Origin of the sequence: Deinococcus roseus, from assembly GCF_014646895.1 — a bacterium.
GTDB lineage: Bacteria > Deinococcota > Deinococci > Deinococcales > Deinococcaceae > Deinococcus_C > Deinococcus_C roseus.
This window is the reverse complement of the sequence record NZ_BMOD01000011.1, coordinates 17,795-36,778: the sequence shown is the minus strand read 5'-3', so window position 1 is coordinate 36,778 and position 18,984 is coordinate 17,795. Positions and strand designations below refer to the sequence as shown.

The window sequence follows — 18,984 nt, the reverse complement described above, 5'->3', positions numbered from 1 at the left end:
AATGTCATGGCAGAGGCACTGAAAATTGATGAATCCTGGTACCACCGGGTCACCCCGGTGAAAGACCGCACCTCGGCAGGAGGGGTGGTGGTGCGGCTGGAACGGGAAAAAATTTATGTTGCCGTTGCCCAGGAAGTGGGAGGCCAGTGGGCACTGCCCAAAGGAGGCGTGGAGCGTGGCGAGAGCCTGCTGCAAGCCGCCATCCGTGAAGTGGGCGAAGAAACCGGCCTGATGGAAGTGGTTTCTCTGGGAAAACTGGGGGTCAAAGAACGCTATGGCCTCAAGAAGGGCATCTGGATCACCCAGCACTTCTTCCTGTTCTTCACAAAGCAACTGACCGGAACCCCCACCGACCCCAGGCACACCCAGGGGGTCCGCTGGTTTGAACTGTCCCAGTTCCCGGATCTGTTCTGGCCCGAGCAGACCGCCCTGGTGCGTGAATCTGCCCAGACCATCCGGGAGCGCGTGAAAAATCACCTCTCCAGAAGGTGAGGTTGCTTAAAGCTGATGGGTTTTCTGGTAAGGCTGATTGATCTGGACTCGAGTTCCTGAAGGACAGGAGTGGTTTTTTAGCACTTCCATGATCACCTGCACTGTTTCCTCCAGATTCCTGGCATCAAAGACATCAATGTCCAGAATCATGACTCCCATTCCAGCCCCAGAACCACTGACATCTCCCAACTCCCTGTTTTCCAGCATTTCCTGAAGGGTGTCTTCGATTTCATCCCGCTCATCAATGCCAAATCCAGGAACAGATGGAAAAATGACCTCGATAAATCCTGTGGTTTCAGGTGCTTCCATTTCCACTCCTTTGTTCATTTATCTTCTGACCTCCCGCCAGTCCCGCAGCAACCTTTCCACTGTTCTGCGGTTGCGGGTTTCAATTTCTGCCTGGCGTGGGATGAGCACAGGACTGTCCCACCAGTGCTCAGGAAGTGGATCTTCTGGATGGGGTGAAATCCAGGCTTCCTTCCAGCTCTGGGGCAAAGCTTCTGGCATGGCCTGACCGGACAGGGCCAGATAAAGCAAAGCCCAGGCTCTGGGGGCCACGTTGTAGGTGGCGTAACCTCCGCCTCCTGTGGCCACAATGCGACCAGAGGTGTACGTGTCTGCAAGCTGCACAATGCGCTGGTAGATCCTGTGCATGCCCTGAACCGTCAGGCACAGATCGGCCAGGGGGTCCTGCTGGTGGGGATCACAACCGGCTTGCAAAAGCAGCACATCGGGTTTGAACCAGTCCAGGGCTTCGGGAAGCAGAAGGTTCAGGGTGTCCAGAAAACTTTCATCCTGGGTGTAAGGTTCCAGGGGGACATTCAGGCTGTAACCACTTCCTGTCCCCTGACCCAGTTCGTAGGTGTTTCCGGTGCCAGGCCATAGATAACGGCCACTTTCATGCAGGCTGATGGTCAGGACCTGGGGGTCCTGGTAGTGCAGCATCTGAACACCGTCCCCGTGGTGGGCATCAATGTCCAGGTAAGCCACCCGGTATCCCTCTTTGCTGAGCCGTCTGGCAGCCACAGAGAGGTCGTTGTAGACGCAGAATCCAGCGGCCATACGCTGCTGGGCGTGGTGCAGCCCTCCTCCCACATTGAAGGCCCGCCGGTATTTGCCCTGCATCACCAGTTCTGCGGCCTGCACCGTACCACCCACCAGAGAGAGGGTGGCCTCATGCATTCCTGGAAAGCATGGGGTATCTGAGGTGTCCAGACCGTATTCTCTGGCCCGCTCTGGCACCCCCACAGATCCCGCTTGCACCATCTGCACGTAATCCCTGGCGTGGGTTTCCAGCAACTCCTCTTCCGTGATCTGCAGGGGCAGGTGGATGTGCTGGTCCTGAATGGCCCCCAGATGCTGCAACAGAGAAAGGGTCATTTCCCCCCGCACGCTTTTGAACGGATGGTCTGGACCCATGTTGTACTGGCGGTAGTCCGGGGAATAAATGAGAGCTGTGGGATGCCGTGTGGGAGAAGTCATTGAGGGTAAACCACCTGAAAACCTGCTGCCCTGAGCTTGTGGGCCGCCACCCGTGCATTGATGGTCTGGATCCTGAACACAAAACGCTGGTGGTGGTCGTCGGTCTGGCTGGTCAGCACAGAGACGATGTTGATGCCCAGATCGGCCATCAACTGGCTGACCCGGGCCAGCTCTCCCGGTTCGCTTTTCAGTTCCACTTCCAGGCGGCTGCTGGGCTGGTGCACCCCGGTCAAATTGATGATGGCGTCCAGCAAATCAATTCCGGTGACAATCCCCACCACCTGATCGTGGTCGTTCAGCACCATCAGGGAGCCCACCTTGTGGGAGCGCATGATTCGGGCAGCTTCTTCAATGGGCTGCTCCTCGTCCACGGTCAGGACAGGCTGCACCATCAACTGCTCCACACTTTGTGTCTGCAGAACCTCCACCTGAGGGGTCACAAAAGCTGAGACCACCCAGCGGATGTCCCGGTTGGACACCATCCCCAGCAAATCCCCGTCTTGCATGATGGGCAGGTGCCGGATCTGGTGGTTTTGCATCAGCAGAAAAGCATCGTGAATGCTGGTCTCTGGCTGGACCGAAATGGGGTTTCTGGTCATGATGTCCCGAACAAGCATGCAGGTTCCTCCTGGGGGTGTTTTCGACAGCACAAAAGGGAAAGGTTGGTCTGGGGAAGTTCACAGTAAACCGTGTGCCCCAAAGACAAAAGCTTCAAAACAAAATCCACAGAAGAACCGTTCTCAATATACTGCTGCTGGTCCAGGGTCCGGCATTCAGTGCTGGCTGAGGTCCAGGCCACGGGTTTGCCTGAGGAACCGCAAACGTTCAAATTCGAGGCACAATTCCTCTGGGACCTCACGGCCCATGCGCACCATCAGGGCATTTCCCGGATAAGAGCTGATTTCCGGGTCGTCGGTTTTCATGACCTCAAAGCCCACCCGTGAATAGAGTTTTTCCAGCAACCTGCGGTAAGCATAGGTGGAGAGCCCGGTGTTTTCCAGATCGTAATGCCAGTGGTACAGGGTGGCAATGATGATGTTCTGCTGGAAGCTTTCTTCAGGAAGCATCACTTCCAGCAAGCGCCGGGCCAGCCTCTGCGAACGGTGCTCGGGTGCACTTTCCACCGCTCCGAGTTCCAGCATTCCAGACACAGTGGCCTCTCCAAAACGCTGGTAATGGTCTGGCGGGTGCAGGGTGGCATAACACACCACCTCCTCCCCACAAAGCACGGTTCCCACACTGCCATCTGCAATCTGGGTGATGCCGATGAGCGCCCGGTGTTGCAAATGCGCAGGCCGAAACACCTTCAGGTCAGGGTGCAACCTGTGGTGTTCCAGCATTTCGGTGGGGGTGGGGTACACGAACTGAAACTCTGGCATCTTCTTCTATTGTGCGGAGTTGTGTGGGGTTTGTGGAGTGACATTTATCTGGTTTGCAGAAGGCAGCGACCCAGCGCGAAACGGGCCGTCCCGTAAGCGCGCAGTCAGGGTCAAGGCAGAAAGCAGAAGGCTTTGACAGTGCAGCCAATGCCAAAGCTTCATGGCCTTCTGCCTTGGCCTTTTGCCTTCTGCTGCAAATGATTGTTACCACTGACGGATCAGGCACATTGAAAACCCTGCCCCCTGTGGCCTTCTCTCATGCAGCCTTGCTAGAATCCATGCGTGGTTCTTAAATTCACCCGTTATCTCCTGCGCGAGGTCCTTCCGCTTTATCTGGTGGGATGCGTGGTTTTTACCATATTGATGACCACAGACCTGCTCAGTTCCACGGTGGGGGTGATGCTCAGAAACCGCACACCTCTCGATCAGGCTTTGCTCATGTTTGCTTTGCGCATGCCCGATTTTGTGTCCAAAGCCCTCCCTGTGGCTGTACCTTTTGCCATTCTCCTGGGTCTGGGCCGTCTGGCCAAAGACAGCGAACTGAAAGTGATGTTCACCTCCGGGATCACCCCCAGTCGCATGCTGGCCCCTCTGCTGGTGCTGGGTGCAGTGATCAGTGGGGTGCTGTTCTTTCTGGATGCCAATGTCCGGCCCCTGGCCAATGCGAAGTGGTGGGACACCATCAACATTGTGTACAACGGGGCTCCGCCTCCCAAAGAAGAGCAACTGTTCACCCAGATTCAGAAAGGGGTGCTGTACAGCGCAGGGAGCATCCGGCAAAACACCCAGGATTCTGCACAGCTTTCTGGCGTGATGGTGCGCACCCCGGAAGGCACCTACACGGCCATGGGAGGCACCTGGGACTCCAGGCAGCAGACCTGGGAGCTTTTCAGCGTCTGGAAGGTGGCGGGTGCAGGTGCAGCTCCAGTGTTTGAACCCAGAAAAACCTTCCCTTACACCGGAAAGCTGGTGGAATTCACTCCCTTGCCAGAGTACCTTTCCATTCCGGACATCCAGCGCAAATTGCGTTCGGGCAACCTGACCCTGGAAACCGAACATTCCCTGAGGTTTGAGCTGCAGCGGCGTTTTGCCGAACCGCTGGCTGCCCTGTGTTTTGCTTTTGCTGCATCTGCGCTGGGCCTTTTGCTGAGGGACCGTTCCTGGGCGTTCATCGGGGTGATTTTGCTGATTTTTGTGTATTACGTGTTGTGGTCTTACACGCCAGAACTCGCCAAGGTGGGTGCACTGCCCGTCTGGATTGCGGCCTGGTTGCCTGATGGGGTGTTTCTGGTGCTGGGTGCAAGCTTGCTGAGGAGGCTGACATGAGGCGTCGCATCGATGAATACGTCATCACCGAAGTGCTGCCCCTCCTGATGGCTGGCATGCTGGTGGTGGTCCTGCTGCTCCTGATTGCCGTGTTTGTGGAGGTGCTGGGACCCATCCTGGCCAAAGGTGCCAATCCCCTGCTGGTGGGAAAACTGATTGCTTTCAGCATCCCTGAGGCGGTGGGAAGGGGCCTGCCCATTGCCCTGCTTTTTGCGGTGCTGATTGCCATGACCCGTCTGGCTGCAGACAGCGAGATCAAAGGGGCGCTGGCCGGAGGGATTTCTCCGGGCCGCCTGCTCAGCCCGGTGATGGTGCTCAGCGTGGTGGTGGCCCTGGTCAGTTTTGTGAATGTGGCATTGTTCGTGCCCAGAAGCACCGAGCGTGCCCTGCAAACCCAGCGGGACATCCTGCTGGACAACCCCCGGGTGCTGGTCAAAGAGGGAACGGTGTTCAAAGATGCCCTCAACCGGGCCATCTACATCGATGAAATTTTGCCCGGAAACCAGCTCAAAGGGGTGCAGGTCATTCAGCTGAATGTGTCCGAGTCTCCCCGTGAACTGATTTCTGCAGACCGGGGTTTGCTGGAAAGCAAAACCGGGACCATTGTGCTCTACGACGGACAGCGCGTGACCTACCGGGATGCCAAACCAGTGACCGTGGCCAACTTCAAAGAGGCGAGGTTGCCGGTGCAGGATTTGCAGGCCACTTTCACTGGAGGTCTGAAGTCGGTGCTGGTGAATTTGCCCCTGCAGGAACTGTGGGCCAGGGTCAAAGAAGCCCGTGAACGCGGCTTTCCTGCATTTGCTGAAAACACTGCCCTTCAGCGCAAGTTTGCCGAGCCTGCAGCGGCCATTGCCTTCGGGTTTTTTGCGGTGACCCTGGCCCTTTACTCTTTCCGCTCAGGAACCAGTGTGGGTCTGGTGTGGGTCCTCAGCCTCACCTTTCTGTATTACGCCACCTGGAGCGTATTCCGGGTGATGGGGGAGAACGGTGCACTGCCTCCGGTGGTGGCCGCCTGGGCACCAGATGCCCTGTATGTGCTGGCCGGGCTGGGGCTGCTGGTGGTGACTTCCCGAAGATGAGCATGGACTTGCTGCCCATTCTGACCGAACAGATCCAGAGCGGTGAAGCGATGGCCGAACGTTTCGGTGTGACCCGTGTGGCGGTCTGGAAGCAGATCCAGCGTCTGCAGAACGAAGGTTACCCTGTGGTTTCCGAGAAGCCCAAAGGGTACCGGCTGCTGCCTGGCACCCCCACCCCTGCTGCCCTGCAAGCCCATTTGAAGGGTTCTTTTGGTCAGCAGTACCATTACTTTGGCACCGTTGCCAGCACCCAGGATGTGGCCAGACAACTGGCAGATGCTGGCGCACCCCACGGCACGGTGGTGCTGGCAGAGAAGCAAACCCAGGGTCGGGGCCGCAGGGGAAAAGTCTGGAGCACCCCCCTGGGTTCAGGTCTGTACTTCACGGTGGTCTTGAAGCCCCAGCTTGCCCTCTCTGAACTCTCTTTGCTTCCCCTGATGGCTGGAGTGGCTGTGCGGGAAGCCTGTGGTGTGGGCCTGCTCAAATGGCCCAATGACCTGATCACCGAGAAGGGCAAGATGGCAGGCCTGCTGCTGGAAGCCGATGTGCGCGGAGAGGAAGTGCACCATGTCTTGCTGGGGATCGGCATCAATGTGGTTCCAGAAGGCCTTCCTGAAGGTGCTGTCGGTCTGGGTAGCCATGTGCGAAAAGTCAGCCGTGTGGAATTGCTGGCCCGCCTGCTGGAGTCACTGGAAACCTGGCTGGGCATGACCGAACTGGCCGTGCTTTCCGCCTGGCGCAAATACAATGGCACCCTGGGCCGCAAAGTGCGGGTGCAGACCCCCAGAGGCCTCCTGGAAGGGCTGGCAGTGGATCTGGATGCCAGAGGTTTATGGATTGAGCATCAGGACACCCGGATTTGCATCACAGCGGGAGATGTCAGTCTGGTGGAGCCTGTGGGGAGGCAGCATCACGCCGAGGGCTAAAAGCGGAGATTGTAGACAGGCTTTTGTTGTTTGGGGTTTGTGCTTTATGGGATTGAGCAGAGCTTTGTTGATGTTTTTTGCCACCCGTCATGCAGGTTTTTGGGCCTACCCGTCAGCACCTCAGGTTCTTCAGCCCCATGCCAGCAAGGTGTTGTTGCCCTCGGCCCTGCGCCCTCAGCATCCAGACTACAGTTGACATTCAGCTGAAATCCGATATACTAACAAAGCTCTATGCAGACCCCCTGCATATGTCATCCACATGCCTTGTGGATAACCCCAAAAGTTTTCCACAGCCCCCCTGTGGATATTCAGAATTAGTGAATAAAAGGCACTGAAAATTCGCTGTTCTGAACAACAAAAACATAGAATAAAAAAGTTATCCACAGGTCTCGCTCAGCCTGTGGATAACTGTGGATAACTTGTGGATAACGTTCTGGATGGACAGAATGTTCAGGGCATTGTCAGTCCCTGGAACGAAGGTTTTGCATAAATGCTCGCATTCGCGCAGGGTCTTTGATTCCAGGACTGGCCTCCAGATGGGTCACGGCGTCCACCCCGACTGGCAAGTGGTTTTTCACGGCTTCCAGAGCAGCCACCACATTTTGGGGTCCCAGTCCTCCCGCCAGCCACCACCGTTTCGGAGGTTTCAGGCTGGGCAGCAAGGACCAGTCAAAAGCCTGTCCCGAACCGGGTTCACTCCCATCCAGCAGCACTGTGAAGTCCTGCCACCCTGACAGATCCAGGCTGGCGTCTTTCACCTTAAAGGCCCGCACCACAGGGTAAAACTCGGCCACCTGCTTCGCGTATTCAGGGGTTTCGTTGCCATGCAGTTGCACGGCTGTGAGTCGGGCCACTTCTGCTGTTTCCAGCAGCTGGTCCAGCGGGGCATCCACAAAAACCCCCACCCTTGAAGGCAACACAGACAGGCTCAGGCTGATTTTGCGGGCCTGCTCGGGTGTGACGTACCGCTTGCTGAAGGAAGCAAAAATCAGACCGATGGCGTCTGCACCCAGCTTCTCGGCCAGCAGGGCGTCTTCAACGCGGGTCATGCCGCACATTTTCACTCGCATGGGAATTTTCAGGACCTCCCTGGGTTTCTTTGGGGGCTTGGGGCGCAAATCTGTTCCGTTGAATTTCTGCTGGGCAATGTCCAGGCCATGCTCCGCCCAGTTTGAGGCTGCCTGCACCCCGAGCTCCACCAGTTGACCCAGGTCAGGCTGTTCTTCAGGCTTGAATTTGGACAGCACCCAGCGGGGCACGTCAAATTTGGGTGGAGGCCGGTCAATCCCAATTTTCAGGCGGGTGAAATGCTCAGAGCCCAGCAGCTGGGTGATGCTTTTGATGCCGCCCTGACCGCCTGAACTGCCTGCATGCCGGAACTTCATCATCCGAAAAGGCATGTCCAGATCGTCCTGCACCACCAGCAAATCTTCCGGGCGCAACTTGTAGAAGCGCAACACTGGAACCACCGCCTGACCGGAAAGGTTCATGTAGGTGAGGGGTTTCATCAGGATGATTTTCTCGCTGCCGATGCGACCTTCTGCCACCTCGGCATTGCCCCGCTGGGAAAAGCGCACCCCCAGTTTCTCAGCGAGGCGGTCCAGCACCATGAAACCCACATTGTGGCGCGTCTGGGCGTAATCCATTCCCGGATTGCCCAGACCAACAATCATCTTCAATTGAGGGTCTCCTCGATCAATGCCCTCCAGCGGGCCTCTGCAAACTTCACATCCGAGAAGTCCTTGAAGCGCACATACTCCTGGCGGAATTCGGCAAAAGTGTTTTCCACTGGACTGAACAGCATGGCCAGCGCTTTGTGGGCATCCATCAGGTTCTGCTCTGTTAAAGGAGCCTTGGCATCAATCACCTCGTCCAGGGTGGCCATCAATCCAGAGAGGGGGCGCAACCAGTGAAAATGGGGGTGGTTGACCACCAGCTGGAAATAGGCAAAGGGCGAAGAAATGGGCTCAAACTTGACTTCATATTCACGCTTTGAATGCTCCAGAAGCACGCTGTGGTACTGCCGCAGGGCTTTGGAGAGGTCAATCAACTGATCACGAACCGTCATGAGAGGTATTGTACTGCGAAGTTCTGAGAGGCATGGTTGCAAGGTTTGCAGTTTGGGAGAGCTGCACGCCTGTGCCCTGAACATGACCTGCATTCCCGTTTCTCAGCACCAATCGGTTAAAGTGATAAAGCCAGAGGAGAGAGATGCCACGCCACACCGACACCAAACACATTCTGCTGGACATTGCCCGTGAGCTTTTCGCAGAGCAGGGCTACCGGGTCACCACCCTGGAGCAGATTGCTGCACGGGCGGGCATCACCAAACCCGCGGTGTACCGGCATTACGCCAGCAAGCAGGCCATTCTGGAGGCTTTGCTGGTGCAGGCAGACCAGCAGGAGCAGGAGATTTTCACCGAAGATCCCAGTTTGCCCTTGCAGGACCGTCTGGTTCAGGTGGCGCAGCTTTACACGGGCGGATTCAACCCCCTGATGGCCGTGATCACCGGGGCCAGCGACAAACGGGAGCAGGTGGCAGATGCCGAAATGCATGCCCGCAAGCACATGCGCCAGACCCTCGCGCGCCTGACCGAACTGTTCCGGCGGGAAATCCAGACTGGAACGGTGCAGGGAGATCCGCAAATTCTGGCGGTGATGTTCAGCAGTGTGATCCACGGTTCCCAGATGCACCTGAACCGCAACCCCATCTTGCAGGAGAAGCAACTGCTGGAAGCCTCCATAGAGGTGTTCCTGCATGGGTGCCTGCAGGACAGGGTCAAATCCAGGGCCTGAACCCCTGAACGTGATAGCTTACAGTCATGCGCTACCGAGCTTTCACCGATGCTGACCATGATTTGATTGTGGCCCTGGAGCGAACTGTTCTGCTGCAGGAAGACCCGAACTTTGATGCCCTGCCTGACCGTGAAAAAGAGGGCCGCATCCGCACCAGTGTGGCTTCTTTGCGTTTTTTTGAGCGCACCGAACATTCCTTTGTGGCAGAAGCAGAGGATGTGCTGTACGGAGCCGTCTTTGCCCAGAGCGTCTGGCATGGAGACAAACCCACCGTCTGGATCAGCCGGATTTTGCTGCATCCAGCTGCGCCCTCAGACACCCTGGCTGGCCTTTTGAAGGCCTGCTCCAAGAGTGCTTATGACACCGCCATTTACGAGGTGCACACCTGCCTGACCCCTGAACAGGCCGCCGCTGCAGAGGGTTTCAGGTCGCAGGGCATTTATGCGGTCCGACATCTGGGCTCCAGAAGCGAAACCGCCCAGGGAGAAAAACTGGCCTGATGCTGGGTTACATTGGGACCTACATTTGCAGGCTGGAAACCCCCTGGGTCAAATCCCTGAAAGAAAAGCGTGCCCTGATCAAGCCCGTCACCGAGAAACTCAAGGCCCGCTATCCCGTCACGGTGGCCAGGCTGGACGGTCTGGATGCCCACGACTGGGAGGTCATTGGGGTGGTGACGATCTCCAATGACCACCAGTGGGTGCAGGACACCCTGAAAATGGTCTCGGATGTGATGCACACTTCCGGGTGTGAGGTGACCGAGGAGAGCAGCAGCATTCAGGCCATCGATCAGGATGGTTCAGACGACGAAGAAGACGAATAAAAAGACCGGGCAGCAATGCCCAGTCTTTTCATGGATATGTTGCTTATTTGGTGCTTAACTCTTGAAGTCCTGGTAAAGGATGAAGCAATCTAAGATTGAGTTCTGTTTTACCAGAGAGGATGGCCCGATCGTGTTCTTCTTCACGTGTAGTGGCGACTACACCACATTCAAATTTGGTTTCGCTTTTTCGGACGACAGGCCATACGATCAAGGCGGCCCGACCTGCAATGTCTTTTAGGGGAACAGTGCCCATGATGCGACTGTCTTCGCTGCCTCTTGGTGAGCGGTTATCACCCATCACGAAGTACTCGCCTGCTGGGACCGTGATTTCTTCCTGGGTCAGGGTTCTGATGCCCTGAGCATTGGCCCGAGCAGCAGCGTGGTTGGCTTCCTCACTGTCGGTGTCCCAGCATCCCTGGGCTTGCCAGAAGTCAGTGATGCCTGCCTGATTGACTTTTTCGCCGTTCACAAAGACTTCTCCGGCAGAAACCCGAATTTTGTCTCCGGGCAGGCCCACCAGACGTTTGATGAAAAAAGGGCGATATTTCATTCCAAACAGAGGCCCCAAAATAGGCACTGGTACCTGCGATCCTGGAGAATCCAGGGGGGGTTTGACCACCAGAATGTCTCCCCGCTGGAAGCTGCCGTAGCCCAGACGGTGCAGCCAGGTTTCGTATTTGGGAATGACCACCCGTTCGCCCCAGCGCAGGTTGGGCAGCATGCTGTTGCCGTCCACACCCACCATGGAGATCAGGAAGGTGGTGATGGCCCACGCAAAGAGGATCGCCTCGCCCCAGGGCCGGATGACTTCATCCCACAGCGACCTCAGAAAACTTTTTTTCGGTTTGTCCGACATGCGTTCCTTTCATTAAAGCACCCCTTTTCTGCAAGGGGTTTTGATACAACATCTCACAGGATACCTGTGAAAGAGATGAAAATCATCCTGAGGATGCCGAGGGCCGAGGGCCGAGCGCCGAGAGCTGTAAAATGCTGATGCTCTTGCCATGGGGAATTGCGGCTGCTCTGGTGATTTTGCAAAGCAAAGAAGTTTCCCATTTACCGCCAGACCTTCAAATGTCCAGCAGCATGGCGGCTTTTAGCCCTCGACGCTCTGCCTTCTACACCCCCAGCAACTCCCGAATCCGATTCTCCTGCAACTGTGTTGCTTCCTCTCCAATCCTGACGGCCTCGTCCAGTTTCCAGAAGTTCTCGGTTTCAATGGTGGGGAGCATGCTGGGCCGGATCAGCAGGTCGGGTTTGTAAAGGGCCAGGCGCATTTCGGTCATCTGGGATTGCATCACGATGATGCTGCGGCGGGCGGTGGGCAGCAGGCCCACCCGTTTCTCTTTGTGGAAATGTCCTCTGGGTGGGCTGGTTTCCCCCTCGTATTCGGGGCCGTTCACGAAGGTGACATCCACAGCGATGATGGGCCGGATCCCCATGAACATCACCGCGTCTACAGGCACCTCGTTGAGGATGCCTCCATCTGCCAGCAACTGGTCTCCAATCCACACCGGGTCAATCAGGCCAGGGTAAGCGATGGTGCAGCGCAGGGCCTGGGCCAGCGAACCGTGGTTGAAGTACACCGAGTTGCCGCTGACCAGATCGGTGGCGGTGATGGTGAAGGGCATTTTCAGGTCTTCAAAGCGCTCTGGCAGGTACTGTTTCAGGAAAGCTTCGAAAGCAATGTTGTTGAGCAGCCCCGATCCGATGCCTATTTTCAGCAGTTTCAGCACGGGTGCAGTGGCGGCAATCTTGCGGATGTCTGAGGCAGAATATCCAGCAGCATAAAAAGCGCCCATCAGGGCTCCCATACTGGTGCCTGCAATGCAGGAAGGCCTGACACCCAGACGGTCCAGCACGGTGAACACGCCGATGTGGGCAAAGCCTCTGGCCCCTCCGCCTCCCAGGGCCAGTCCGAAGGGTTTGTGGGGTTGGGTGGTCATCTTGATCTCAATCTAACTTTTTCGGAGGGCAGGGATGGAGGATTGACAGATATAATAAGTACACATATAATAAGTTTACTTAAGAAAGAGGTGTTTTATGTGGATGATTCAAGTGAGTGAATACACGCAGGCAACAGCAGAACAGGTGTGGCATTTCTACAGCAATGTGGCAGGATGGCCCCAGTGGGACAGCGAACTCGAGGTTTGCACCCTGCAAGGCCCCTTTGTGGCTGGCACCCCAGGCACCCTCACACCAAAAGGCATGACCGCCCTTCCTTTTGTGCTCACCGCAGTGGATCCTTTCAAATCTTTCTCGGATGAAACCCACCTGCCTGGATGTGTGCTCAAATTCCACCACACCCTGGAACCCACTCCACAAGGCCTGAAAGTCACCCACACCATCCACCTGATCGGGCCTGCTTACGATCAGTACACGGGCACCATCGGCAAGAGCATTGCTTCCCACCTGCCCCCGGCCATCAAGAAACTGATTTCGCTGGCAGAAGCGCTCACCCCTGCTTGACAGAGCTGGCATGACTGAATGTGATACACAAAGCCTTTCTGGTCCAGAAGCCGATTGTTTTGCAAAAGCTTTTGTGCTCTCGGCTCTGGGCCCCCGGCTTTGCGTCTGATGCCTTATGCTGATCACTGAAAGCCCTGATCCCATGCCTGAAGATTTCCCCACCGAATTTGACACCCCCCAGGACAACCCTGGTTTTCTGCTCTGGACCATCACCAGCAGGTGGCAGCGGCACATCCGGCAGGCCCTGGATCCCCTGAACCTCACCCATGCCCAGTTTGTGCTGCTGGCCAGTCTGGGCTGGTTGTGCACCCGCGAGCAGCACATCACCCAGACCCGCCTGGCAGACCATGCTCACATGGACCCCATGACCACCTCACAGGTGCTCAGAACCCTGGAACAGAAAGGCTGGGTCACCCGCCTTGCCCATCCCAGAGACACCCGTGCCAGGGTGCTGCAGGTCACTGCTGCAGGCACAGAGATGATTGAAAAAAGCATTCCGCTGGTGGAGGCCGTGGACCGGGCTTTTTTTGCAGGTCTTTCCCCGGAAGCTGTGGCCCTGTTCCGAAAACTGGATCAGCAGTCTTCTGGCTGAAGGTCCCGAAGTTGTCTGCAACACTGGGCTGTTCAGCCGATGCACAGATGAAGCAAATTCAGCACAATGGAAGGGAATGAATTCCCCAGAAGACCTGCTGCAAGAACTCACGGCACAACTGGTTCAGGAAGGCGCAGAGGCTGTCTTGCTGCTGGGCAGCATGGCCCGTGGCGAGGAGGTCCTTTATTCCGACCTGGATTTGCATGCTGTTTACCAGACTGTCCCCACCTACCAGCAACGCATTTTTTACCAGAACGGACAGCTGGTGACCATCAGTTTCTACACCTGGGACCGCAAAGAACTGGCTTTCACCGATGCCCAGACGGCCCTGTGGAACATTGAGGGCATGCGGCACACCCGCATCCTGCATGATCCCGAGGGGCGTTTTGCAGACCTTCAGAAGCGGGCACTGGCTTTTGAATGGAGAGAAGTGCAGGACGCTGCGCTGGTCCGCATCAGTTCCCACCTCTACAACACCATCGAAGAATCTCACAAGGTGATGGGGGCCCTGACCACCCACAACCCAGAGAAATGCCTGTTTGCCTTGCAGGGCATGCAGTGGCCTCTGGCAGAAGCAAGTGCATTTGCCAATGGTGCACTGATTGTCACCGAAAACCGCTACTGGAGCACCATCCGGGACCGAGAACAGGATCCTGTCTGGCGGGAAAACTTCTGGACCATGCTGGGTTTCACTGACGCTTCCATTCTTGAACGGGGGGTGGCCGGGCTCAGGCTGTACCTGCGCACCTTTGAACTCTATGGCCAGCACGTCAAACCCGAACAGCGCCAGACCGTCCAGCAAGCCGTTCAGACCATCCGTGCTTTTCTTGAGCAGCGGGGCTATTGACAACTTCGCAATTCACTGATATTCTTACTCTCGCTTTCGGGGCTGTGGCGCAGTTGGGAGCGCGTCTGAATGGCATTCAGAAGGTCAGGGGTTCGAATCCCCTCAGCTCCACCAGAAAGAGATCCGCTGGAAACAGCGGGTCTTTTCTTTTTGTTTCTCCCACAACGTGAAGTGTCTGATGTTCTTGCAACAGGTTTTGCCAGATCATGAAACCCATGTCTTCCTCTGCTGCCCGCGCTTTCCTGGAACAGGACCCTGATCTGGCCCCTTTGCTGGAAAAACACACCCTCCCACAGTCCTTCAAAGGCTCTTTTGATGCGTTCTCTGGTTTGTGCAGCATTGTGATCGGGCAACAGGTGAGCGTGCGCTCTGCAGTGGCTGTGGAGAACCGGGTCTTGCAGCATCTGGGAGGTTTCACCCCGGAAAAAGTCCTGAACACCCACGAGGATGTGCTGGGCAAACTGGGCCTCACCCGCAATAAGATGCGCACCCTCAAGGGCATCGCCACCAGGGTTTTGCAGGGTCTGGATCTGGACCTCCTGCAAGAAGAATCGGACCAGAAAGTCAGCGAAATCCTGCTGGAGATGTGGGGCATCGGGCAGTGGTCCACAGACATGTTCCTGATTTTTGGTCTGGGGCATGAAGATGTGTTTCCCTGGGGAGATGTGGCCCTCAGGCGCGGTTTTTTTCGGGTGATGGGAGAGAACGCCACCCCGGATGTTGCTGAGCGGTGGCGTCCTTTTCGGTCTTACGCTGCGTGGTTGTTGTGGCAGGAATCAGAAACGGATCTGTCCATTCAGCCGCTGTTCTGGGTGCATGTGTGAGGGTCAAACCCGCACAGTTCTCGCTTCTGGCCTGTGTTTTCGCCACAGCCAGGTCAGCACCAGCAAACTGATCAGGGCGAGGGCGGTCCAGCCCATTCCAAATTTCAGGAAGTCTCCTGCAGCCCACTGGCCCAGCAGGGCTCCCAGCAATCCGGCTGCTGCACTGCTCACAAAGCCGATGATGCTGCTGGCAAAACCTGCAATGCTGCCCAGGGGCTCCATGGCTGCACTGTTGGCATTGGGGAAGGTGATGCTCATGAAGAACAGCACCACGCTGATGTGCAACCACACCCCGATCACATTCTGATTCAGCAGGGCATGGGGCACGGTCAGGAAACTGAACAGGCAGATGCCCCACAGGGCGTAACGGATCAGGCGGTGGATGCCCAGCCGGGTGACCAGCGCAGTGTTGGCAAAGGCCCCCAGGGACTGCACAATGCCTGTGGCTCCGAAAGCCAGGGCAAACTGGGTGTTGTTGAGGTTCAGAAAACCCTTGTAGAGCTGTGGTGCACTCATCAGGTAGGTGTACAGGATGGCTGAGGTGAAAATCAGGATCAGGGTGTAGGCCACACTCTGTTTCTGCTGGAACACCAGCACAGCGGCTTTCTTGAGGTTTTCAAAGCTTTGAACGCGCCGTTTTTCCACCGGAAGGGTTTCCTGCAGCCTCAGGCCAGCCCACAGCAGCAGGAAAGCGGCCAGTCCAGCAAGAAAATAGAAGATGGCATGCCAGCCCCACTGCAGAATGATTGTGCCAATGCTGGGGGCAATCACGGGCGCAATCAGGAACACCATCATGGCAAAGGACATGATGCGGGCCATGGCAGCACCGGAGTACTGGTCGCGGATCAGGGCGGTGGGCACGATGCGCATGGCAGCCCCCAGCACCCCTTGCAATCCCCTGAGCACCAGCAGCAGGGTGAAATCCTGGGTGAAGATGATGCCGAGCGTGGTCAGCATGTACAGGAAAAGGGCGGTCATCAAGACGGGTTTTCTGCCGTACTGGTCACTGAGGGGGCCGTGCAGCAGCTGTCCTGCAGCAAACCCGAAAAAGTAGCTGCCCACAATGAGCTGGGCTCGGGTTTCGGTGACCCCGAAGTCTCTGCTCATGGTGCTGAGTGCAGGAAGCATGATGTCGATGGTGAATGCGCCAATGGCCTGCAGCAGGCCCACCAGGGCAATGATTTCAAAGCGGGAGTTGGAGGGGCGGGTGGCTGAAGTCACGGCTCAACTTAACACTTTAAAAAACATATTGAATAGGAAAAAAAGGCAGGTTTTGTGTGCCTTTTTGATCAGATGCCCTGAAAACGCTCGTTTGGTATGGGATTTTGCCTGAGAAAGCCTGCTGAGACAGAATCAGCTTTCGATTTCCACCACCAGCACAGGTTCATGGCCCTGCAACTCCTGCTGGTGTTCATACAGCTCCCGAAAGAGCAGGTCGGTGCCTGCCAGATGGATGCCTTCTCCCACCTGATAAACGGCCTTGTCAAAGACCAACCCTTTGAGCAGCATGGTGAAGACCTCCAGCACATCGTCGGTCTGGCCTTCCTGCGCCAGCAGGGCAAAGTTGGGAGAGCGAAAGCGCTCAAAACCACGGGTGGCATACCAGACCAGACCATCCGGCCTGGTGACCTTGTTCAGGCTGGTCCAGAAGGCGGTGGGAATGTCTTTTTTCAGGTGGTGACGGTCCACTTCCAGGGCAATGTCCTTGACCACTTTGGCGGGGTGGGCCACCAGGGCCACCTCATCCACCACCCCCAGCAAGCCCAGTGGAACAAAAGCGGCTGCCACCTGATAAAGCACCAGCATCTGTTGCAGGGCACTGTCGTTTTCTCCGGTGTAGACGCAGTGCATGTGCAGGCGGTGGTTTTGCAGCTGGTCCCGCACGCTTTTGGGATAACCGGTGGACTGAATGGTTTTTTGCTGGAGGTCCCGGGGGAGGGGACCTTCCTGACCCATCACCAGCACTTCATGCCCGATCATCTGAAAGCGTGCAGTTTCCTGTCCTTCCAGGCGCTCCAGGTGAATGTTGGGGTCTTTGAGCAGTTGCCTGAGGCTGATCACCGCCCGGTTGAGGTCTGGCTGTATGGAAAACAGCAGGATGATGCTGTTTCCTTCAGGAATTGAACCCCGGTTTGCAGGGTCAGTTCCTTCTTCAGTCAGGTTTAAAAACTTCCTCAGGAAACTCATTTCCTTCATCATAGCGGGTTTTGACAACAAATTTCTTACGTTTTGGGGTTCTCCCTGACAAAAGCTTGAGGGTTCAGCCTGCAAAAAAAGCAGTATTGTTTTTTGCTCTGCGGGTGTGCCCTCAGGGGTTGTGCCTGGTTTCTCTGTGGGTCCAGCAAGATGCCAGGAAGCCTGGGAAGCCACAGGACAGCAGCGAAATTTTTCAGAAAACCTGAAAATTCAGAAGGGGAAGATCCTGCAAAGTTAGACAAATTTATGCAGAGTCCAAAACGTAATGTACGAATAATGCTGTACGTTCAGCGAAGATTATGTTAACCTGAAGATCAGGAAGGCAACATGACACGCACCAATCAGAAAACCCAGGCTGCAGAGAAAAGCAAACAACTCATTCTGGATGCTGCTGAAATCCTATTTGCAGAAAAAGGCTTTGAAAAGACCAGCCTGCAAGAGATCTGTGATCAGGCCGGAGTGGCCCGTGGGACCCCCGGGTATTTCTTCGGTTCCAAAGAAGGACTGTATCAGGCTGTGCTGGACCGGGCTTTTGCAGAACCTCTGCAACTGGTGCTGGCCCTCAAAACCCTGGCCCAGCAACCCGCACATGACCCCAGACAGCTCTTGCGCTTTGCCATCGAACAGTTCTTTGATTTTCAGTTCAAACATCCCCGTTTTGTGCGCCTCACCGAGTGGGAAACCCTTTCAGGCGGGCAGTACCTCAGCAAACTGCCCAGCCAGCTGGAGGTGTTCCGGGAAGCCCTGGCCCTGATGCAGCACGAACTGCACTGGCAGGGAGAACCCGAGCAATTCATGATCGACCTGACCGCCCTGTGCTGGTTTCCGATGGCCCACGCAGAGACTTTTCTGAGACCGCTGGGCATGGACATGCAAGACCCCCAGACCAGAGAAAACCGCAAGCAGCATGTGGTGGATTTGCTGCTGAGCAAATACCTTCCAGAAAGGAAAGAGACATGAAACGTGTGCTGGTGACAGGTGGAACCGGAGTGCTGGGCAAAGAAGTGGTGGAAGCCCTTAAAGCCAGAGGAAGCATTCCCAGGGTGCTCAGCCGCAAAAACATCCTCAGCTGGCCCGGAGTGGAAACCGTGCAGGGAGACCTGACCACAGGTGCAGGAGTGGAAGCTGCATTAAAGGATGTGGAGGTGGTCATCCACTGTGCCCACAACCCGACCCATGCCAGACAGAACACCCTGGCCACCCAGAACCTGTTGAAGGCAGTGCAACAGTCTTCTGTAAAACATGTGGTGCTGATCAGCATCATCGGGATTGATCGCCTGACGTTTTACCCTTATTACAAAGCCAAGTTGCAAGACGAGCAGGTGCTGGAGTCCAGCGGCATCCCTTACACCATCTTGCGGGCTGCCCAGTTCCATGACTTCGTGGGCTTTCTGATCCAGTCCATTGTCAAAAGTCCCCTGATCCTGCTGCCCAGAGATCTGCCTTTTCAACCAGTGGGCCTCTCTGCCGTGGCAGAAACCCTGGCCCAGGCTGCACTGCAAGCACCAGCAGGTCGCCTGCCAGACCTTGCAGGACCCGAAGTGCTGACCCTGGACCAGTTGACCCACAGTTTTTTAAAAGCGCAGGGCATCCAGAAAACCATGTACACCTTCCCCTTGCCGCTTTCTGTCTTTAAAGTTTTCAGGGAACTGGCTTCCTCTCAGGTGACCCGCAAAGGAGAGACTTGGCAGGAATGGCTTTCCAGACGGTCACAAACCACCAATGCCTATCAGAAAGCCCAGGGCTGAGG

23 protein-coding genes and 1 tRNA gene are annotated in these 18,984 nt (G+C 56.2%); 14 read left to right on the top strand and 10 right to left on the bottom strand.

Features of this window, described 5'->3' with window-relative positions; genetic code table 11:
* Window positions 1-6: 6 nt before the first annotated feature.
* On the top strand, window positions 7-492 hold the full coding sequence (locus IEY52_RS14630) for an NUDIX hydrolase (protein ID WP_189003556.1): 486 nt from the start codon (window positions 7-9) through the stop codon (window positions 490-492).
* A 6-nt stretch (window positions 493-498) separates the two neighbouring features.
* Here IEY52_RS14630 and IEY52_RS14625 read toward each other — a convergent pair whose 3' ends face one another.
* The 4 genes from IEY52_RS14625 to IEY52_RS14610 form a co-directional block, all read right to left on the bottom strand.
* Window positions 499-801 carry a hypothetical protein gene (locus IEY52_RS14625; RefSeq protein ID WP_189003554.1) on the bottom strand — a complete coding sequence of 101 codons (303 nt, stop codon included), beginning with the start codon at window positions 799-801 and terminating at the stop codon, window positions 499-501.
* Between the two features lie 18 nt (window positions 802-819).
* The gene (locus tag IEY52_RS14620) at window positions 820-1,974 is read right to left on the bottom strand and encodes an acetoin utilization protein AcuC (protein WP_189003552.1); all 1,155 of its coding nucleotides are present in this window, start codon (window positions 1,972-1,974) and stop codon (window positions 820-822) included.
* On the bottom strand, window positions 1,971-2,591 hold the full coding sequence (locus IEY52_RS14615) for a CBS and ACT domain-containing protein (RefSeq protein ID WP_189003550.1): 621 nt from the start codon (window positions 2,589-2,591) through the stop codon (window positions 1,971-1,973). Before IEY52_RS14615 ends, IEY52_RS14620 begins: the two co-directional genes overlap by 4 nt.
* A 156-nt stretch (window positions 2,592-2,747) precedes the next feature.
* Window positions 2,748-3,353, bottom strand: coding sequence for a GNAT family N-acetyltransferase (locus IEY52_RS14610; protein WP_189003548.1), 606 nt, complete (start codon window positions 3,351-3,353; stop codon window positions 2,748-2,750).
* A gap of 282 nt (window positions 3,354-3,635) precedes the next feature.
* Between IEY52_RS14610 and IEY52_RS14605 the strand changes: the two genes are divergently transcribed.
* From IEY52_RS14605 to IEY52_RS14595, 3 genes are read left to right on the top strand one after another with little or no spacing between them, the layout of a single operon-like run.
* Complete coding sequence (locus IEY52_RS14605; RefSeq protein WP_189003546.1) at window positions 3,636-4,679, top strand: LptF/LptG family permease; 1,044 nt, start codon at window positions 3,636-3,638, stop codon at window positions 4,677-4,679.
* Window positions 4,676-5,761, top strand: coding sequence for an LptF/LptG family permease (locus IEY52_RS14600; protein WP_189003544.1), 1,086 nt, complete (start codon window positions 4,676-4,678; stop codon window positions 5,759-5,761). Before IEY52_RS14605 ends, IEY52_RS14600 begins: the two co-directional genes overlap by 4 nt.
* A 2-nt stretch (window positions 5,762-5,763) precedes the next feature.
* Window positions 5,764-6,687, top strand: a complete 924-nt coding sequence (locus IEY52_RS14595) for a biotin--[acetyl-CoA-carboxylase] ligase (protein WP_229684808.1) — start codon at window positions 5,764-5,766, stop codon at window positions 6,685-6,687.
* A 461-nt stretch (window positions 6,688-7,148) separates the two neighbouring features.
* Here IEY52_RS14595 and pth read toward each other — a convergent pair whose 3' ends face one another.
* Window positions 7,149-8,360 carry an aminoacyl-tRNA hydrolase gene (gene pth / locus IEY52_RS27050; RefSeq protein ID WP_308425019.1) on the bottom strand — a complete coding sequence of 404 codons (1,212 nt, stop codon included), beginning with the start codon at window positions 8,358-8,360 and terminating at the stop codon, window positions 7,149-7,151.
* Window positions 8,361-8,362: 2 nt separating this feature from the next.
* On the bottom strand, window positions 8,363-8,755 hold the full coding sequence (locus IEY52_RS14585; protein ID WP_189003537.1) for a hypothetical protein: 393 nt from the start codon (window positions 8,753-8,755) through the stop codon (window positions 8,363-8,365).
* A 143-nt stretch (window positions 8,756-8,898) separates the two neighbouring features.
* Between IEY52_RS14585 and IEY52_RS14580 the strand changes: the two genes are divergently transcribed.
* The 3 genes from IEY52_RS14580 to IEY52_RS14570 are packed head-to-tail and all read left to right on the top strand — an operon-like array spanning window position 8,899 to window position 10,306.
* Window positions 8,899-9,483 carry a TetR/AcrR family transcriptional regulator gene (locus tag IEY52_RS14580; RefSeq protein ID WP_189003535.1) on the top strand — a complete coding sequence of 195 codons (585 nt, stop codon included), beginning with the start codon at window positions 8,899-8,901 and terminating at the stop codon, window positions 9,481-9,483.
* Window positions 9,484-9,509: 26 nt separating this feature from the next.
* Entirely contained in the window at window positions 9,510-9,983 is a 474-nt protein-coding gene (locus IEY52_RS14575; RefSeq protein WP_189003532.1) for a DUF1999 domain-containing protein, read from the top strand.
* Window positions 9,980-10,306: a DUF503 domain-containing protein gene (locus IEY52_RS14570; protein WP_189003771.1), complete on the top strand. Its 327-nt coding sequence runs from the start codon at window positions 9,980-9,982 to the stop codon at window positions 10,304-10,306. Before IEY52_RS14575 ends, IEY52_RS14570 begins: the two co-directional genes overlap by 4 nt.
* A 43-nt stretch (window positions 10,307-10,349) precedes the next feature.
* On the opposite strand, the gene lepB is transcribed toward IEY52_RS14570, so the two are convergent.
* The gene (gene lepB, locus IEY52_RS14565) at window positions 10,350-11,162 is read right to left on the bottom strand and encodes a signal peptidase I (protein WP_189003530.1); all 813 of its coding nucleotides are present in this window, start codon (window positions 11,160-11,162) and stop codon (window positions 10,350-10,352) included.
* Window positions 11,163-11,424: 262 nt separating this feature from the next.
* Window positions 11,425-12,252, bottom strand: a complete 828-nt coding sequence (locus IEY52_RS14560) for a patatin-like phospholipase family protein (RefSeq protein ID WP_189003528.1) — start codon at window positions 12,250-12,252, stop codon at window positions 11,425-11,427.
* 97 nt (window positions 12,253-12,349) lie between these two features.
* Here IEY52_RS14560 and IEY52_RS14555 point away from each other — a divergent pair, with 97 nt between their 5' ends.
* From IEY52_RS14555 to IEY52_RS14535, 5 genes are all read left to right on the top strand, one after another.
* The gene (locus IEY52_RS14555) at window positions 12,350-12,775 is read left to right on the top strand and encodes an SRPBCC family protein (protein WP_189003525.1); all 426 of its coding nucleotides are present in this window, start codon (window positions 12,350-12,352) and stop codon (window positions 12,773-12,775) included.
* Window positions 12,776-12,890: 115 nt separating this feature from the next.
* The gene (locus tag IEY52_RS14550; RefSeq protein WP_229684807.1) at window positions 12,891-13,367 is read left to right on the top strand and encodes a MarR family winged helix-turn-helix transcriptional regulator; all 477 of its coding nucleotides are present in this window, start codon (window positions 12,891-12,893) and stop codon (window positions 13,365-13,367) included.
* 76 nt (window positions 13,368-13,443) lie between these two features.
* The gene (locus IEY52_RS14545) at window positions 13,444-14,214 is read left to right on the top strand and encodes a nucleotidyltransferase domain-containing protein (RefSeq protein ID WP_189003523.1); all 771 of its coding nucleotides are present in this window, start codon (window positions 13,444-13,446) and stop codon (window positions 14,212-14,214) included.
* 38 nt (window positions 14,215-14,252) lie between these two features.
* Window positions 14,253-14,328: transfer RNA gene (locus tag IEY52_RS14540), tRNA-Ala, on the top strand.
* Between the two features lie 101 nt (window positions 14,329-14,429).
* The gene (locus IEY52_RS14535; protein WP_189003521.1) at window positions 14,430-15,038 is read left to right on the top strand and encodes a DNA-3-methyladenine glycosylase family protein; all 609 of its coding nucleotides are present in this window, start codon (window positions 14,430-14,432) and stop codon (window positions 15,036-15,038) included.
* Between the two features lie 3 nt (window positions 15,039-15,041).
* Here IEY52_RS14535 and IEY52_RS14530 read toward each other — a convergent pair whose 3' ends face one another.
* Both IEY52_RS14530 and IEY52_RS14525 read right to left on the bottom strand, forming a co-directional pair.
* Entirely contained in the window at window positions 15,042-16,259 is a 1,218-nt protein-coding gene (locus IEY52_RS14530) for a multidrug effflux MFS transporter (protein WP_189003519.1), read from the bottom strand.
* Window positions 16,260-16,391: 132 nt separating this feature from the next.
* Window positions 16,392-17,225, bottom strand: coding sequence for a hypothetical protein (locus IEY52_RS14525; protein ID WP_189003516.1), 834 nt, complete (start codon window positions 17,223-17,225; stop codon window positions 16,392-16,394).
* A 336-nt stretch (window positions 17,226-17,561) separates the two neighbouring features.
* Between IEY52_RS14525 and IEY52_RS14520 the strand changes: the two genes are divergently transcribed.
* On the top strand, window positions 17,562-18,194 hold the full coding sequence (locus IEY52_RS14520; protein ID WP_189003514.1) for a TetR/AcrR family transcriptional regulator: 633 nt from the start codon (window positions 17,562-17,564) through the stop codon (window positions 18,192-18,194).
* Window positions 18,191-18,982 carry an SDR family oxidoreductase gene (locus IEY52_RS14515; RefSeq protein WP_189003512.1) on the top strand — a complete coding sequence of 264 codons (792 nt, stop codon included), beginning with the start codon at window positions 18,191-18,193 and terminating at the stop codon, window positions 18,980-18,982. The genes IEY52_RS14520 and IEY52_RS14515 overlap by 4 nt, the downstream gene beginning before the upstream one ends.
* Window positions 18,983-18,984: the final 2 nt, after the last annotated feature.